Origin of the sequence: Rhizobium sp. R634, assembly GCF_002211305.1 — a bacterium.
Lineage (GTDB): Bacteria > Pseudomonadota > Alphaproteobacteria > Rhizobiales > Rhizobiaceae > Rhizobium.
On sequence record NZ_LOKW01000026.1, the window covers coordinates 427,997 to 443,065 of the forward strand.

Annotated in this window: 15 protein-coding genes; 5 read left to right on the plus strand and 10 right to left on the minus strand. The window is 60.7% G+C overall.

What is annotated here, in order from left to right; all coding sequences use genetic code 11:
- Positions 1-40: 40 nt before the first annotated feature.
- The 4 genes from ATY77_RS27420 to ATY77_RS27435 all read right to left on the minus strand — a co-directional run bounded on the left by ATY77_RS27420 (position 41) and on the right by ATY77_RS27435 (position 3,504).
- Positions 41-1,063 (minus strand): porin, encoded by a 1,023-nt coding sequence (locus ATY77_RS27420; protein WP_088689646.1) that lies wholly within the window; start codon positions 1,061-1,063, stop codon positions 41-43.
- Positions 1,064-1,751: 688 nt separating this feature from the next.
- Positions 1,752-2,240 carry an Lrp/AsnC family transcriptional regulator gene (locus tag ATY77_RS27425; RefSeq protein WP_003540387.1) on the minus strand — a complete coding sequence of 163 codons (489 nt, stop codon included), beginning with the start codon at positions 2,238-2,240 and terminating at the stop codon, positions 1,752-1,754.
- A 69-nt stretch (positions 2,241-2,309) separates the two neighbouring features.
- Positions 2,310-2,942, minus strand: a complete 633-nt coding sequence (locus tag ATY77_RS27430; protein ID WP_088689647.1) for a uracil-DNA glycosylase family protein — start codon at positions 2,940-2,942, stop codon at positions 2,310-2,312.
- Between the two features lie 4 nt (positions 2,943-2,946).
- Entirely contained in the window at positions 2,947-3,504 is a 558-nt protein-coding gene (locus ATY77_RS27435; protein WP_088689648.1) for a thermonuclease family protein, read from the minus strand.
- A gap of 106 nt (positions 3,505-3,610) precedes the next feature.
- On the opposite strand from ATY77_RS27435, the gene ATY77_RS27440 reads away from it, so the two are divergent.
- Entirely contained in the window at positions 3,611-5,146 is a 1,536-nt protein-coding gene (locus ATY77_RS27440; protein ID WP_088673704.1) for a HAMP domain-containing sensor histidine kinase, read from the plus strand.
- Between the two features lies 1 nt (position 5,147).
- Here ATY77_RS27440 and ATY77_RS27445 read toward each other — a convergent pair whose 3' ends face one another.
- Both ATY77_RS27445 and cobT read right to left on the minus strand, forming a co-directional pair.
- A complete protein-coding gene (locus tag ATY77_RS27445; RefSeq protein ID WP_088689649.1) occupies positions 5,148-5,531 on the minus strand; it encodes a diacylglycerol kinase in 384 nt (127 codons plus the stop codon).
- 10 nt (positions 5,532-5,541) lie between these two features.
- Positions 5,542-6,558 carry a nicotinate-nucleotide--dimethylbenzimidazole phosphoribosyltransferase gene (gene cobT / locus ATY77_RS27450; protein WP_088673702.1) on the minus strand — a complete coding sequence of 339 codons (1,017 nt, stop codon included), beginning with the start codon at positions 6,556-6,558 and terminating at the stop codon, positions 5,542-5,544.
- 155 nt (positions 6,559-6,713) lie between these two features.
- Here cobT and ATY77_RS27455 point away from each other — a divergent pair, with 155 nt between their 5' ends.
- The 3 genes from ATY77_RS27455 to ATY77_RS27465 are packed head-to-tail and all read left to right on the plus strand — an operon-like array spanning position 6,714 to position 8,431.
- A complete protein-coding gene (locus ATY77_RS27455) occupies positions 6,714-7,496 on the plus strand; it encodes an adenosylcobinamide-GDP ribazoletransferase (RefSeq protein WP_088689650.1) in 783 nt (260 codons plus the stop codon).
- Positions 7,497-7,514: 18 nt separating this feature from the next.
- Positions 7,515-7,733, plus strand: coding sequence for a DUF1289 domain-containing protein (locus ATY77_RS27460; RefSeq protein WP_088689678.1), 219 nt, complete (start codon positions 7,515-7,517; stop codon positions 7,731-7,733).
- Positions 7,730-8,431: a TIGR02281 family clan AA aspartic protease gene (locus ATY77_RS27465; RefSeq protein ID WP_088689651.1), complete on the plus strand. Its 702-nt coding sequence runs from the start codon at positions 7,730-7,732 to the stop codon at positions 8,429-8,431. Before ATY77_RS27460 ends, ATY77_RS27465 begins: the two co-directional genes overlap by 4 nt.
- 7 nt (positions 8,432-8,438) lie before the next feature.
- Here the strand turns inward: ATY77_RS27465 and ATY77_RS27470 are convergent, their stop codons facing one another.
- A complete protein-coding gene (locus ATY77_RS27470) occupies positions 8,439-9,713 on the minus strand; it encodes an MFS transporter (protein WP_088689679.1) in 1,275 nt (424 codons plus the stop codon).
- Between the two features lie 394 nt (positions 9,714-10,107).
- Between ATY77_RS27470 and ATY77_RS27475 the strand changes: the two genes are divergently transcribed.
- Positions 10,108-10,545 carry an EamA family transporter gene (locus ATY77_RS27475; RefSeq protein ID WP_088689652.1) on the plus strand — a complete coding sequence of 146 codons (438 nt, stop codon included), beginning with the start codon at positions 10,108-10,110 and terminating at the stop codon, positions 10,543-10,545.
- Between the two features lie 507 nt (positions 10,546-11,052).
- Here the strand turns inward: ATY77_RS27475 and ATY77_RS27485 are convergent.
- The 3 genes from ATY77_RS27485 to ATY77_RS27495 form a co-directional block, all read right to left on the minus strand.
- Positions 11,053-11,814 (minus strand): ABC transporter permease, encoded by a 762-nt coding sequence (locus ATY77_RS27485; protein WP_088689654.1) that lies wholly within the window; start codon positions 11,812-11,814, stop codon positions 11,053-11,055.
- Positions 11,811-12,737, minus strand: a complete 927-nt coding sequence (locus tag ATY77_RS27490; RefSeq protein ID WP_088673696.1) for an ABC transporter ATP-binding protein — start codon at positions 12,735-12,737, stop codon at positions 11,811-11,813. Before ATY77_RS27490 ends, ATY77_RS27485 begins: the two co-directional genes overlap by 4 nt.
- Positions 12,738-13,214: 477 nt before the next feature.
- Positions 13,215-14,828 carry a glycoside hydrolase family 43 protein gene (locus tag ATY77_RS27495; protein WP_088689655.1) on the minus strand — a complete coding sequence of 538 codons (1,614 nt, stop codon included), beginning with the start codon at positions 14,826-14,828 and terminating at the stop codon, positions 13,215-13,217.
- Between the last annotated feature and the right edge of the window lie 241 nt (positions 14,829-15,069).

Sequence of the window (15,069 nt, forward strand, 5' to 3'; positions counted from 1 at the left end):
GAAATGCTCCCGGCAAAAACCGGGAGCATCAGTAGGCAGATTAGAACGAACGCTGCAGGCGGAAGTAGCCCGTCGTGGAGTCGTCGCCATCATCCGGATCGAGGTACTGAACCGAAGCCTTGGCGTAGAAGTTGTCGACGATCTGATAGTCAACCGTCAGACCGACCTTCCAGGCATCGCCGAGACCGTCGAAGTCATCCGGAACAACCTTGCCGCCGCCGAAGTAGTTGCCGTAGTACTGAACAGCCGGGGTGATCTTCAGCTTGTCAGTTGCCTTGATGGCGTATTCGGCAGCAACAGCCCATTCAGCCGACGAGTAGTAGGAGTTCGGGCCGGAGGAGTAAACGCCGGCGAGGCCGAGCGTGCCGGGGCCGATTTCAACCGTACCCATTGCACGGATAGCGCCGTCTTCGTTGTCGAAGTCCCAGCCACCGGTGATCTGGTAGCTGAATGCGCCGGCAGTGCCGCCAACGCCGAAGGCAACGCCAACGTTGTTGGCTTCTTCGCCGGCCTTGTAGACGCCGTCTTCCAGTTCGTCGACGCTGAGGCCAGCGTAGAAGTCGCCGCTTTCATACTGATAGCGGATGGAGTTGTGCAGCGTTACGACAGAACCGATGTCGTCGGTTTCACCCGAAAGACCATCGTCCCACCAGCTGTAGAAGAGACCGGCGCGGAAGCCCGCGACGTCGAGGTAAGCGGAGTCGAGGATGGCTTCCTGGTCGGAGGCATTGTCAGCATTGAACTGCATGACGATGACGCCGGTCAGCGGACCATATTCGGTGTCGCTCTTGGCCGTGAACTGAACCTGACCGCGGGTAACTGCATCCCAGTCAGAATCGCCGCCGACGTCTTCGCCAACGTTAACCTGGAAACGGATGTAGCCTTCGATCTTGAGGCAGGTTTCGGTGCCCGGGATGTAGAAGTAGCCGGTGCCGTAAGCGTCGCAGACGCGAACATATTCAACCGGTTCCGGCTCAGCAGCAACAATAGCGTCAGCTGCAAGAACCGGCGTCGATGCAGCAAATGCTGCTGCTGATGCAAGCAAAACCATTCTGATGTTCATTTACCAATCCATTCCTTTGTCGATCGGGGCTGATTTCCCATCGGGTAGTCGATTTGAAGCCGGCCCAGTTTGAACAGCCATCTCGGCGTGCGGATCGATCGAACCGCCGAACCGTCATCCCATACCGGGATTAATCAAGCAATTCTCGATGCACGCCAGATGGGCTGCGCCAGCCAACTTTCCCCGGCAACGTGATTTTTATACAACAACTTCAGATATTTAGATTGAAAACACGACAAGCGGCTCCGCGACGGAAATCCTCCATCGCAAGCCGCAGATAATACACCCCATTTGTCAAATTCTTCACCGTCCGACCCCCGTCGAACATCCTGGTGAAGCGAATAAACTCTACCGCCGGCTAATCAACACACACAAGGTGGCAGCTTAGAACATGATGTTCTGATTTCGATACCAATGAGTCAAAATCATGACATTGGCCTCACTGGTTCCATTCACCATAGCCCGGCAAAGGTTACCGGGCTATGTATTTTTCTGGATTCCGGCAGGATTCGAGCATTTTTTTGCTATTCCCGCGGCTTTTCTACAGTCTGAGCCGCTCATTTTGATCTCAGCCGCCGTACCGGCCGCATTTCCGCCTATAACGAAAATGCCGATCCGGCCTCATTTCCCATGCAGTTGCACGTCAGCGTGCGGTAGCAAAAACTCACGTGGACTCAACCGCTTGAGCTCAATCCTCGTTGGATTTGGCATTATCGAGGATCATGTAATCGAGCGGTAACTGAGTCGAATACTTGATCTGCTCCATCGCGAAAGCCGAAGAGACGTCGCGAATCTCTATCTTGGCGATCATTCGCTTATAGAAAGCGTCATAAGCAGCGATATCAGGCACCACGACTCGCAGGAGATAATCGACGTCGCCGCTCATCCGGTAGAACTCGACCACCTCGGGGAACTCGGCGACCACCTCGGAAAAACGCCGCAGCCATTCGATCGAATGAGTGGCCGTGCGAATCGACACGAAAACAGTAACTTTGGTGTTGACCTTCTCGGGGTCGAGGATGGCGACTCGGCGCTTGATGACGCCGTCCTCTTCCATCTTCTGGATGCGTCGCCAGCAAGGCGTCGTCGAGAGCCCCACTTTCTTGGCGAGATCGGCAACTGCAAGGGTCGAATCTTCTTGCAGAAGACGCAGTATCTTTCGGTCGAGGCGGTCCATGCGCACAACAGTCCTTTCGAATTATTTTCTTTGTATAACCCGATTCCGAGCGACGAAAAGAATTTTGTTTCAGAAAATCAGCTTTTTCGTCCGTTCCCGCAGGATCGGCAGCAATTCTTCCTCGAACCATGGATTGCGCTTCAGCCAGCCGCTGTTGCGCCAGCTCGGATGCGGCAAGGGCAGCACGGCGGGCAACCGGTCGGAAAGAAGGGTGTCGCGCCACGCCCGCACCGTCTCCGTCATATTGCCCCGCCCCTCGCCGGCCATATGCCAGGCCTGCGCATATTGGCCGATGACCAGCACCAGTTCGATCTGCGGCATGGCCGAGATCACCCTTTGCCGCCAGAACGGCGCGCATTCGCGGCGCGGCGGCAGATCGGAGCCCTTGTCGTCGTAACCGGGGAAGCAGAAACCCATGGGCACGATGGCGAATCGGTCGCGGTCGTAGAAGATTGCCCTGTCGACGCCGAGCCATGACCGCAACCGGTCGCCGGAGGCATCGTCGAACGGCAGCCCGCTCTCGTGAACCCGAATCCCTGGCGCCTGCCCGGCGATCAGGATGCGCGCGGCCGATGAGATTACGGCCACCGGCCGCGGCTCGTGCGGTAGCCGGTCTTCGACGCCCTTTGCCGGTGCGTCACGACAGATGCGGCACCGGGCGATCTCCTGCCGCAGCTTCTCCAGCCTGGCTTCGTCGGTCATGTCTTCACTCCCATCCGGCGATCTGCCCGATGAAACGCAAGGCGTTGTCGAAACCGGAGCTTTGGCGCGCATGATCACGCACGTCGCGCGGCCTTTCGAAAGTCCCGGCCCAAAGGCCCGCTTTGGCAGCCCTCGCCTCAATCTCCTCCTTGCCATAATCGCCATAGGAGATGGCCATGCCGCCGCGCACCATGGCTGCATTGATGTCGCCGCGCGCGCCATTCCGGCAGACGACGAGCAGCCTGTCGTAACGGTCGCGGCGATTGCCCCGGCATGTCGTCCCTGCGGTCAGCACCATGGCCTGCAGCGCTTCGCGCGCCGCGCGCCCGCAGGCCCAGGCCTTCCCGGCTCTCTCGCAGCTCTGATGGAGCTCCGGCGCGTCGATGCCTTCGAGGCGCAACCGTTCTTCTCCCAATGTCAGGCTGTCGCCGTCGGCTGCGTGAAATGCACCCGCATGCTCGATTCTCGCCGCATCGTTGAGCTTGGCGGCGATCAGCGCGATGAGCGCCAGCAAGGCAAATGCGGTCACGCCGTCGCGAATCAGGCGCAGGCCTCTTGTCACGCTTTCGCCTCCTTAAAAAACAAATCCTTGGCAAAGATGGCAAACATCTTCTTAAGAATTGTCGGTTAGGCTCTTATCCACCCTGGGATGAAGTTTCAACGTGCACATGAGTACCGGCGTAAGCACATCGACCGACAAGATTATCGTCGACAAGTCGCGCAGCCACCGCAACAAGGCCGTTTCCAAGGCCGTGCGGCAGACCCGCGAACGTCTTCAGTCTGGTCATGCGTCCAATTCTTCCTTCGACCGCGATGTACTTAAGATGTATGTGGCATCGGCGCTGCAGGGCGCGACGATCATGCCGCTCTTCGTCGTCATCATTACCGCGCTCGGTGTTTACTTTACTCAGAACACGCAATTGCTCTTCTGGGCGCTTCTGACGCTCACCTGCCACACCGGCAATATCTTGCTCGCGCGGCGCGCCCGCCGGCAGGAGATCACCGCCGAGAGCGCCCGCAGATGGCGCCGCCTGCTGCTTGCCGGCCAGTTCCTGCTCGGCTGCTGCTGGGCTGTCTTCGCGCTGCAGGGCTGCGACACCTGCGAGCCGTCGAGCTTTATACTCTATAAGGGCGCGACGCTGCTGATCGCGCTCTCTGTCACGGCGATGTCGAATTTCATGCTGACGCCCTCCGTGCTGGTCGCTTTCGCACCGGCGGTCGTGGCGCTCACCGCCAAGAGCGGCCTGTCGCGTGACTTCCTCGAAATCAGCCTGACCGCCGTCTTCACCACCACGGTCGTCTTCTTCAGTTATATCAGCGACCGGCTCTTCCGGTCGAACCTGATGATCCTTTCCTACCAGTCGGAAAAGGACGATCTCATCGCCGAGCTGGAAGTGGCCAAATCCATGTCGGACGAGGCCCGCCGCCGCGCAGAAGAGGCAAACCTTGCCAAATCCCGCTTCCTCGCCTCCATGTCGCACGAGCTCAGGACCCCGCTCAACGCCATCCTCGGTTTCTCCGAGGTCATGTCGGCGGAAGTGCTGGGGCCGCTCGCCAATCCGACCTACAAGGAATATGCCGGCGACATCCACCGCTCCGGCCAGCATCTGCTCGATCTCATCAACGAGATCCTCGACCTCTCGCGCATCGAAGCCGGCAAATACGAGCTGAGCGAGGAGGCGATCTCCCTGCTCGATATCACCGAGGATTGCATCGGCATGGTCCAGCTGCGCGCCCGCGCCAAGAACATTGCCATATCGGATCAGTTCGAGCGGCAATTACCGGCCATCTGGGCCGACGAGAAGTCGATGCGCCAGGTGGTGCTCAATCTTCTCTCCAACGCCGTCAAGTTCACGCCGCAGGGCGGCGAGATCCACGTCAAGGTCGGCTGGACGGCCGGTGGCGGCCAGTACATCTCGATCAAGGACAACGGCCCCGGCATTCCGGAAGACGAGATTCCCGTCGTGCTGTCGGCCTTCGGCCAGGGCTCGATCGCCATCAAGAGCGCCGAACAGGGCACCGGCCTCGGCCTGCCGATCGTCCAGGCGATCCTTGCCAAGCATGACGGGCAGTTCCTGCTGAAATCGAAGCTGCGCGAAGGCACGGAGGTCATCGCCATCCTGCCCGCCAAGCGCGTGCTCCAGAGCCTGCCGGCGGTCGAAGAGGCGCAGGCGGTTGCCCGCAAGCGCAAGAGTTTCGCCTGAATCAGCTGAAAAACAGATGTTTGCCGAGCACAAAAGCCAGATAAAGGCAGCAGGCGGCAATCATGCAGGACACCGCAAAGGAGCCGAGATCCTTGGCGTGTTTGCCCACGATCGAAATCTCCGGTGAGATCCGGTCGATCACTTCCTCGACGGCGGTATTCATCGCCTCCATCGAAAACAACCCGAGAAACAGAAGCACCGCGACGACGATCTCGCCGGCGCTCGCCCCGACCAGCGCCAGCGCCGCGAGCGACACGACGAAGAAGCCGAGCTCCTGGCGGAAGGCCGCCTCTTTCAACACGCGGCGAAAGCCGGCCCAGGAATAGCTGGCGGCTGCGATGAAATGCCGAAATCCGGTCTCCTTGGTCACCGCAGGCTTCGTCAAGATACCCCTCCTATTGCTTGCCGCTCACACCTGCCTGGGCAAACGTCGCCATGCCGGAATGGCAGGCGGCGGCGGCCTTGACGATGCCGGCGGCAAGCGCCGCTCCGGTGCCTTCACCGAGCCGCATGCCGAGCGCCAGAAGCGGCGTCTTGCCGAGCATCTCGATCGCGCGCAGATGTCCGGGCTCGGCGGAAACATGGCCGATCAGGCAATGGTCGAGCGCGGACGGATTGGCAGCTTTCAGGATCGCCGCCGCCGCGGTGGCGACGTAGCCGTCGATCAGCACGGGGATGCGTTCCATACGCGCCGCAAGGATGGCGCCAGCCATCGCCGCGATCTCGCGGCCGCCGAGGCGCCGCATGATCTCCAGGGGATCGTCGAGATGGTCGCTATGCAGCTCCACCGCCTTTTCCACCGCCGCGATCTTGCGCTCCAGCATCTCGCCTTCCGAGCCGGTGCCGGGTCCGACCCAGTCGCGCGCCGAGCCGCCGTAGAGCGCATAATTGATCGCTGCCGCAATCGTGGTGTTGCCGATGCCCATTTCGCCGATGCAGAGCAGGTCGGTGCCGCCGGCAATAGCCTCCATGCCGAAGGCCATGGTCGCGGCGCAATCGCGCTCGGAAAGCGCTGCCTCTTCGGTAATGTCGCCGGTGGGGTAATCGAGCGCCAGATCGAAGACCTTCAGGCCGAGGTCATAGGCGACGCAGATCTGGTTGATGGCAGCACCGCCAGCCGCGAAATTCTCGACCATCTGCTGGGTCACCGCGGGCGGAAAGGGCGTGATGCCTTGCCTCGCCACACCGTGGTTGCCGGCGAAGATCGCCACCAGCGGCCGGTTGACGGCAGGCGGCCGGCCAGTCCAGGCGGCAAGCCAGAAAGCGATTTCCTCCAGCCGTCCGAGCGCGCCTGGCGGCTTGGTCAGCTGCGCATCGCGTTCGCGCGCGGCCACCAGCGCTCGGGCATCCGGTCCCGGCAGGTCGCGGAGCAGGGTACGGAAATCGTCGAACGGCAGGCCTGAAACGCTCATCTGTGCGGTTTTCCTATGAATCCGGGATTCTTGTTTCACGCAAACCACTTGTTTGGGTCGAGCAAATCAGCTTGTTTGCGGTGGCAACTCTCTTAAAGCGGGCGGACGACGCGAACAACTCCAAAAGCGCCGCGACCTCCGGCGGATGAAGCAGAATGAAGATCAAGGATCATGCGGTCGATACCGCCCGCGCCGTCGCCTTCTTGAGCCGCATTCCCATGCCGCAATGGCTGTTCGAAGGCTATGACGGCAGGCTCGGCCGGCTGGTGCGCGCATTTCCCTTCGCCGGCACCGTCCTCGGCCTCATCCCTGCCCTCGCCCTCCTCCTCCTTTTGGGCCTGCGGGCTGATCCTCTGATGTCGGCGCTGATCGCGCTTTCCGTCCAGGTCGTCGTAACAGGGGCGCTGCACGAGGATGGCCTCGCCGACACGGCCGACGGCATCGGCGGCGGCAAGAGCCGCGAACACAGTCTTCTGATCATGAAGGACAGCCGGATCGGTACCTATGGCGCAATAGCGCTGATCCTCTCCTTCGCGATCCGCGCCGCCGCACTCTCCGCCATCGCTGACGATTCCCCGGCCTTCGCCGCCGCTCTCGCCATTCCCGCCGTCGCCGCTCTCAGCCGCGGCGCCATCGCCTGGCATTGGCAGCGGCTGCCGCCGGCAAAGGCCGATGGCATCGCCGCCTCCACCGGCCAGCCTGATGAAGCGGCGATGCAGTTTGCGCTCACCGCCGCCGGCCTCTTGGGCGCACTGCTGATCTGGCCGGCATTCGGTCTGCTGCCGCTCGTTGCGAGCCTGCTCGCCACCGGAATTGCAGGGCTCGCCTTCACCGCCTTCATTCGCCGCAAGCTCGGCGGCCACACCGGCGACACGCTCGGTGCGATGCAGCAGATTTGCGAAATCGCCGCCATCTGCGCCCTTGCCACGGCTCTTTGAAACCCCGATATGTCTTTCATGCAAACACCCTGCATCCACGTCTGCTCAATGGATCCCGGCTCCGGATTTTGTGCCGGATGCGGCCGCACTCTCCAGGAAATCGGCGGCTGGATGGGCTATTCCGATGCTGAGAGACACCGGATCATGGCGCTGCTGCCGGCAAGGCTTTCGGGCGCCGTCATGGGCTCAAACCAGACAAAAACAAACTTTGCCGGCGCGCCGGAGCGGCCTTTATGATTCGTCTCACCCTCCTCCTCGTCGTGATCGGCATCGGCCTTGCCGTGCTGATCGTCAACAATGACAGCAGCCGCATCCTCGGCCTGCAGAGCGAAGAATTCGGCCGCTTCATCTACCTGCTGCCGATCGCGCTGATGCTGTCGGCCGGCATCTGGGCGAGCCGGCGCAGCGTCGGCGAAACGATGCGCCAGCTGATGATCTGGCTCGTCATCATCCTGGCGCTCGCCACCGTCTATCTCTATCGCCAGGAAGCGCTCGGCGTCGGCAACCGGCTGCTGGCCGGCCTCGTTCCCGGCCGCGCCGTCGTCGTCACCACAAGCGAGGGCGGCCAGGAAGTGATCCTGCACAAGCTGCTGAACGGCCACTTCGAGGCCGATGTCGGCGTCAACGGCCAGACGGTCGAAATGCTCGTCGATACCGGCTCCAGCATGGTGGCGCTTTCGCATGAGGACGCCCAAAGAATCGGGATCGATCTCTCCCGCCTCACCTATTCCATGACCGTCATGACCGCCAACGGCGGCAGCCGTGCCGCGCCCATCACGCTCGATCAGGTCGCGGTCGGCCCAATCGTCCGCAACAATGTCGCAGCCAGCGTCGCCGAGGACGGCCGGCTCGACCAGAGCCTGCTCGGCATGAGCTTCCTGGAAACGCTGGGCTCCCTGCAGATGCAGACCGACGAACTGCGTATGCGAGACTAAGATCTCATCAGCCGCTTTCGGCAGGCTCTCCACGAGGAAGCCGCTCCGTCGATCGCTGTTCTATAAAAGCCGCGAATAGCGCTGCCGACAAGGCAAGCGATGCCGATGTCAGCAACATCATGAAAAGCGTCGGAACTGCGCCTGCCGCCTGAAGAAACAGGCCGGAGATCGAAGCGATCAACGCTCCGCCGGCGATCGACATCGCGGCCGCAAGCCCCGCGGCGGTGCCTGCGAGATTGGTGCGAACCGACATGACGCCGAGGTTCGCGGCAGGAAAGGTCAATCCATTGCCGATGCCGATGAAGATGCAAGGGCCGAAAATTGCTATGACATGCGTGACGCCGGAGACCGAGAGAACCAGCCCCAATAACAGACCCATGCAGGTCGACAGGCGTGCCGCGACAAGGGTCTTGCTCAGCGAGCTACCGGCGAATCGGGCGGCGAGATAGCTGCCGAAAATAAATCCCGCGGGCACCATTCCCATAAAAAAGCCCAGTTTCGCGCTCGATCCGCCGAGCGACGCGCCAACGGCGAGCGATGCGCCTCCGAGGAAGATATAGAGAGTGCCTGTGGAGCAAGCCATGCACAGTGCATAAGCCCAGAACCGCGCCGAACTCAGCAACTGCCCGTAGGAAGCGAAGTAGTTGCCTCTCGGCCTCGACGCGTGTCCGGCGGTTTCCTTCAATTCGCGCATCGATATGGCGAGGATGGCTGCGCCGAGCAATGCCAGCGTGACGAAGATCGCCCGCCAGCCGAAGACTTCGTCCAGCATGCCGCCGAAGGTGGGGCCTAGCATTGGCGCGATCGCCCATCCCATGGCGGCGTAGCCGATCCTGTTGGCAGCCTGGCGTTCGCCCGCCGTCTCCTTGATGACGACGAGGGCAACGCAGAAGCAGGCGGCGATGGACGCTTGCATGACGCGAAACAGCAGGAAAACACCGATAGTGGGAGCAAGGGCGCAGCCGATCGACGCGACGATGAAAATGGAAACGGCAATCAGCGCGACTGGACGGCGCCCATATCGATCCGACATCGCGCCTGCGATGACCTCCGTCAGCGCATTGATGATCGCATAACCGGCAATCGAAAGATTGACGAGTGCGAAATCCGCCTGGAATTCGGCGGCTAAATTTGGCAGCGCCGGAAGATAAATATTGACCGGCAGCACGGAGAGCGCCGTCAACAGGAGAAGGATCGAGCGCCGCGGCGCTGCGGTCGAGGCCATAGCCGTGTCCTCGGTCATGCGGCTGGCGGAAGTCTGCGCGGAATCGTCGCGTGTCATGGTCTTGCCCGTCTTGTCATCGAGATTGTGGGGGAAGCCTGACGAGGCGAAGCGCAAATTCAGGGCACAAAAAAAGCCCCGTCAGGAGCTTGATTGACCGCGCATGGGGCTGATCGCCGGATGGTTACACCATCCTGCCCATGCGCCCTATCACCACGACACGAACCATTGTGATCTTCATAGCCGCTACAACTAGAAAGAAATCCGCGTCTCGTCAACGCGCATTCGGGGAAGATGCGCTTTACGGCACGGGCCGGATCTGTCACGTTCACCCGCAAAACAACAAGACCACAAAGAGCAAAAAGAAACTCCTAGTCTGGTGGCACCCCGTATGCTCGACCGGCCTTCGCCTGAGGCGAAGACCCTCAACCATGGGTGCGACAGGAGTTTCGCGATGAATTCACTCTGGCCCATCATCGTCGGCGGCGTCCTGCCCGCCATTTTCTGGGGCATCACCGCCATTTTCCAGAAACAGAGCGCCACATCAGCCACCGGCTCCGCCGTCTATCTGATCGCTTTCGGCGCCGCCTGCGCGCTGGCCGGCCTGATCGCCGCGCTGATCTGGCGCCCTGCACCCTGGACTATCGAAGGTCTCGGTTTTGCCGCCATCGCAGGCGCCTGCTTCGCTTTCGGCACCGGCCTCATCAGCTTCGCGCTCTTCGCTTACGGCATCCCTGTCTCGAAACTCGCCCCGATCTGGAGCTGCAACGTGCTGGTGACGCTGGCCATCGGCGCTCTGCTTCTCGGCGAAGCGTCCGACTTCGACGTGGTCAGGCTCGCCGCCGGCACCCTCCTCATCCTGTCAGGCGCCCTTCTCGTCAGCGGTGCATGAGAAAATCAATAAGAGATGAGAACTTCACCGATCCGCTGGCGTCGCCTTACAACCAGCAGAGTCGTGATACCAGAGTCAGCCTCACCCGACAAAATATCGACAGTCGCTCGCCGACCGGAGAATTCTAGCTGAGCTCGCGAGTTTTGAAAGGAGCAAGGATTCGGCGAGCAATAAATGCTCAATTCACCATTCGCCCCTGAGCCCGAATACAATGTGATCGCAAGATTGATAGTGGGTTCGCGTTGATCGGCGAGGCTGCAGGTACTGTCAGGAAGGCATGATACCTCAGCAGAGAAAGGCTCCTTTCCCTCGATCGCCACGGCATAGGTAACCCTGATGGGTTGGGTGGCCTCCTCCGACAGACTGTGCTGCGGAGCTAGGCAAAAGATGGAGGCGATTGCGAAATATCCGAACACATTGCTTCCACCCATCCCGATTGCCCCATGAACCAACCAAGCCTTGCTGAGCAATCTTGATGTTGAAATTGCGGCGCTCCTTTAGAGCGCATCAGTTGCGCAGCCGATAACCGGTCTTGAAGACCCACCCGAGCGTTCCCAGGCAGATCGCCAGGAACACCGTGATCATCACCAGGCTGATGACGGGATTGACGTCGGCGATCCCGTAGAAACTCCAGCGGAAACCGCTGACGAGATAAAGCACCGGGTTGAAGTGGCTGACCGCCTGCCAGAAAGGCGGCAGCATGCTGACCGAATAGAAGCTGCCGCCGAGGAAGGTGAGCGGCGGCACGACCAGCATGGGGATGAGGTTCAGCTGCTCGAAATTGCCGGCCCAGATGCCGATCATGAAGCCGAACAGGCTGAAGGTGATCGCCGTCAGCAGGAAGAACAGGATCATCATGAAGGGATGCTCGATCCTGACGTCGACGAATAGATTGGCGGTCAAGAGGATGATCGCGCCGATGATCACGCCTTTGGTGGCGGCCGCGCCGACATAACCGAGCAGGATCTCCGTCATCGCCACAGGCGCGGAAAGCACCTCATAGATCGTGCCGGTGAATTTCGGGAAATAGATGCCGAAGGAGCCATTGCTGATGCACTGGCCGAGCAATGTCAGCATGATCAGGCCAGGCGTGATGAAGGCGCCGTAAGACACGCCTTCCACTTCCTGGATACGCGAGCCGATCGCGGCGCCAAAAACGATGAAGTAGAGTGAGGTCGAGATGACGGGCGATATGACGCTCTGCAGCAGCGTGCGGCGCGTGCGCGCCATCTCGAAGAAATAGATCGATTTGACCGCCTCGAAGTTCATTTGCCCGCTCCCACCAGCGCCACGAAGATATCTTCCAGCGAGCTCTGCCGCGTCGAGAGATCCTTGAAATGAATATTGTTCTCGCCGAGCCTCGTCAGCAATGCCGCGATGCTCTCCTGCTCATTGTCTTTGTCGAAGTCATAGGTCAGCCGGTTGCCGTCGGCTTCCAGCGTCAGTCCGTTGCCGGCAAAACAGTCCGGCAGCCGTTCCAGCGGTTCAGCAAGATCGAGGATAAGCTGTTTGCGGCCGAGCTTGGCCATCAGCGCCGCCTTGTCCTCGACGAGCAGCAATTCGCCGCCATTGATGACGCCGACGCGATCGGCGATCTCCTCGGCCTCTTCGATGTAATGGGTGGTGAGAATGATGGTGACGCCGGAGGCCCGAAGCCCTTCGACGACATGCCACATGTCCTTGCGCAGCGTCACGTCGACGCCGGCGGTCGGTTCGTCGAGGAAAAGGATCTCCGGCTCATGGGAGAGCGCCTTGGCGATCAGCACGCGCCGCTTCATGCCGCCGGAGAGCTGACGCAGCATATTGTCCTTCTTGTCCCAGAGTGAAAGGGCGCGCAGCACCTTCTCGATATGGGCAGGATCGGCTTTCTTGCCGTGCAGCCCGCGCGAAAAGCTGACCGTATTGAACACCGTTTCGAACTGGTCCGTGGTCAGCTCCTGCGGCACCAGTCCGATCATCGAGCGGGTGGCGCGGAAATCCTTCACCACGTCATGGCCGGCGACCAACACCTGCCCGCCGCTCGGATTGGCGATGCCGCAGATGATCGAAATCAGCGTCGTCTTGCCCGCGCCATTCGGTCCGAGCAGCGCCAGGATCTCGCCCTTTTCGACAGTAAGGTTGATGCCTTTCAGGGCCTCGAAGCCATTGGCATAGGTCTTTGTGAGGTTCTGAACGGAAATGATGGGGGCCATGCAGGACTCTTGCGGATTCGGAAAGTATTTCGGCCCGCTATATAAGCTGTCTGTGACGCTTTGACATCCTTCGGGAACGTGAACACTGCATTCACGCAGCACCAACACCGTTCGACCACAACTGCATCACCTGCCGGTGACAAGATTGAGAAGCCGGCTTTCGATTAACATCGCAACCACCCGCCTCCGCGGAAAAGAAAGCTCAAAGCCGGTTTGAAATGTCATCATCCGGTGATCTTCGTGCCCGATAAGAGAGCCGAGGCAAGCACCGGCATCCGCCCCGCCGCCCATTCCTTTGCGGAGCCGTCCTTCGGCGTTCTCGTTGCGCCATTTTCCGCTGCCTCGGCATGTAATGAAAGTTATTGTCAGTCACCAACTGCTTGGAACCGGCCAGTATCCCCTGTCCAGCCGCGTTCGTCTCAGCCGGCCCCCGGGCCGGCTTTCTTTTTTACGGGGAGTAGCGTAGGGAGCGCTCCCTCACAACTCGTCGTAATTGAACCAATCAAAATCGGCGGCCTTCCCGCGCCCTGACGTATCGAAGGCGAACATGCCGGCAAAGGCGCCGGTGAAGGAGCCGTGTTCGCCGCGCCCGCCTTCGTCGGAAATCACGCCGGCATCGAGAACCGGGCCGATCGGCTGCCAGGCGCCCATCCCTTCGGTCTGCCAGAAGAATTGCAGGTCGTTCTCGCGGATTTCCATGGCGAGCTGGACGCGGCCCTCGGCTGATATGGCGACACCGCTTTCGGCAGGGAAGCTCAGGCGTCCGTTCGGATAGTCACCGTTGCAGGACAGGATGGTGACGCAGCGGCCGAGCGTCTCGTGAAGCGTCACAGCCAGCGCGTGGAACTTGTGGCGATTATAATAATGCGTCAGCCCCGCCACCTGCTGATAGGTATCGGGTGAAAATTCGATCACGGTTTCGGTGCGGAAGCTGTGATGCTCCTGCCGACGGGCGACCAGCGCCTGCTCGAACCAGGAGCCGATGCTTTCGCGCCCGATCAGGCTGAGATGGCCGGGCCGTTCCGTCAGGTTGAATATCCGCTGTGGCTCGGGCGTTCGCAGCCACTGGAAATCGCCAGGCAGCTTGCCTCCGTCGAAATTGTATTCGGTGCGCATCGGCTTTTCCGCCGGCACCGCGCCGAAGAGGCCCGGCACATCGACATCGGGAACCGTGGTGCCATTCTCCAGGTAGAGCCAGTCGTCGTCGCGCCAGACGCACTTCTGCAGGCTCGTCTCGCGTCCCAGCGTGCAGCGCCGCTTCGGCGGCAGCGGCCGGCCGCAGAGATGGGTGTGATAGGCCTGACCATCCGGCGTCTCGACATATTGGCCGTGCCCTGCCCGCTGCAGCACCGCGCCCGGATGATCCTTGGAGGTGATGAGATGCATGTTCGGGTGCATTTCATAGGGCCCTTCGATGCGGCGCGAGCGCGCCATGGTGACGGCGTGATCATAGCCCGTGCCGCCTTCGGCGGTCGTCAGATAATACCAGCCGTTGCGCTTGAAGAGATGCGGTCCCTCGACGAGGCCAAGCGGGCTGCCGGCGAAGATGTTTTTGATCGGGCCTTTCAGCGCCTTCGTCGCCGGGTCCCATTCCTGCAGCAGGATACCGTCGAAAGCGGGCGATTTCGGCGAGCCGCCGAAGCTTTCGGTGCGGTGGTTCCACTGCATGTTGACGAACCACTTGCGGCCGTCATCGTCGTGGAAGAGCGAGGGATCGAAGCCGGAGGAATTCACATAGACCGGATCGGACCATTCGGCTTCGATCGAAGGCGCGGTGACGATATAGTTCGGCGCATCCTTGAAATTACCGTCGAAGCGCTTGACGTCGGTATAAACAAGCCAGAATTGCCCGTCGGCATAGGAAAGACAGGGCGCCCAGATGCCGCAGCTGTCAGGATTTCCCCGCATGTCGAGCTGCGATCTCCGTTCCAGCGGCCGGCGCACCAGCGTCCAGTTCACCAGATCGCGCGAATGGTGGATCTGCACACCCGGATACCATTCGAAAGTGGAGGTCGCGATGTAATAATCGTCGCCGACGCGGCAGATTGACGGATCGGGGTTGAACCCGGGCAGGATGGGATTGCGGATCATAGGTGCGGCCTCCTCCTAGATTATTGTTGTGGAACGTACGTCAAATGAGATTGGCTACAGCGCCAATTCTCCACCCTTGTATCTGCACGTTAGAGATTTTGTGCGATGGAAGCCATTGCGCCTCTGGCCGGGTGGCCACCCGGCCAGAGGCGTGACGAAGTCGCCCGCCCTCCCTCCGGTTACAACCGTGAATGAGCCTGGGATCTTCGTCATCGTCACGTACGACCGAATAGTCGCTTGG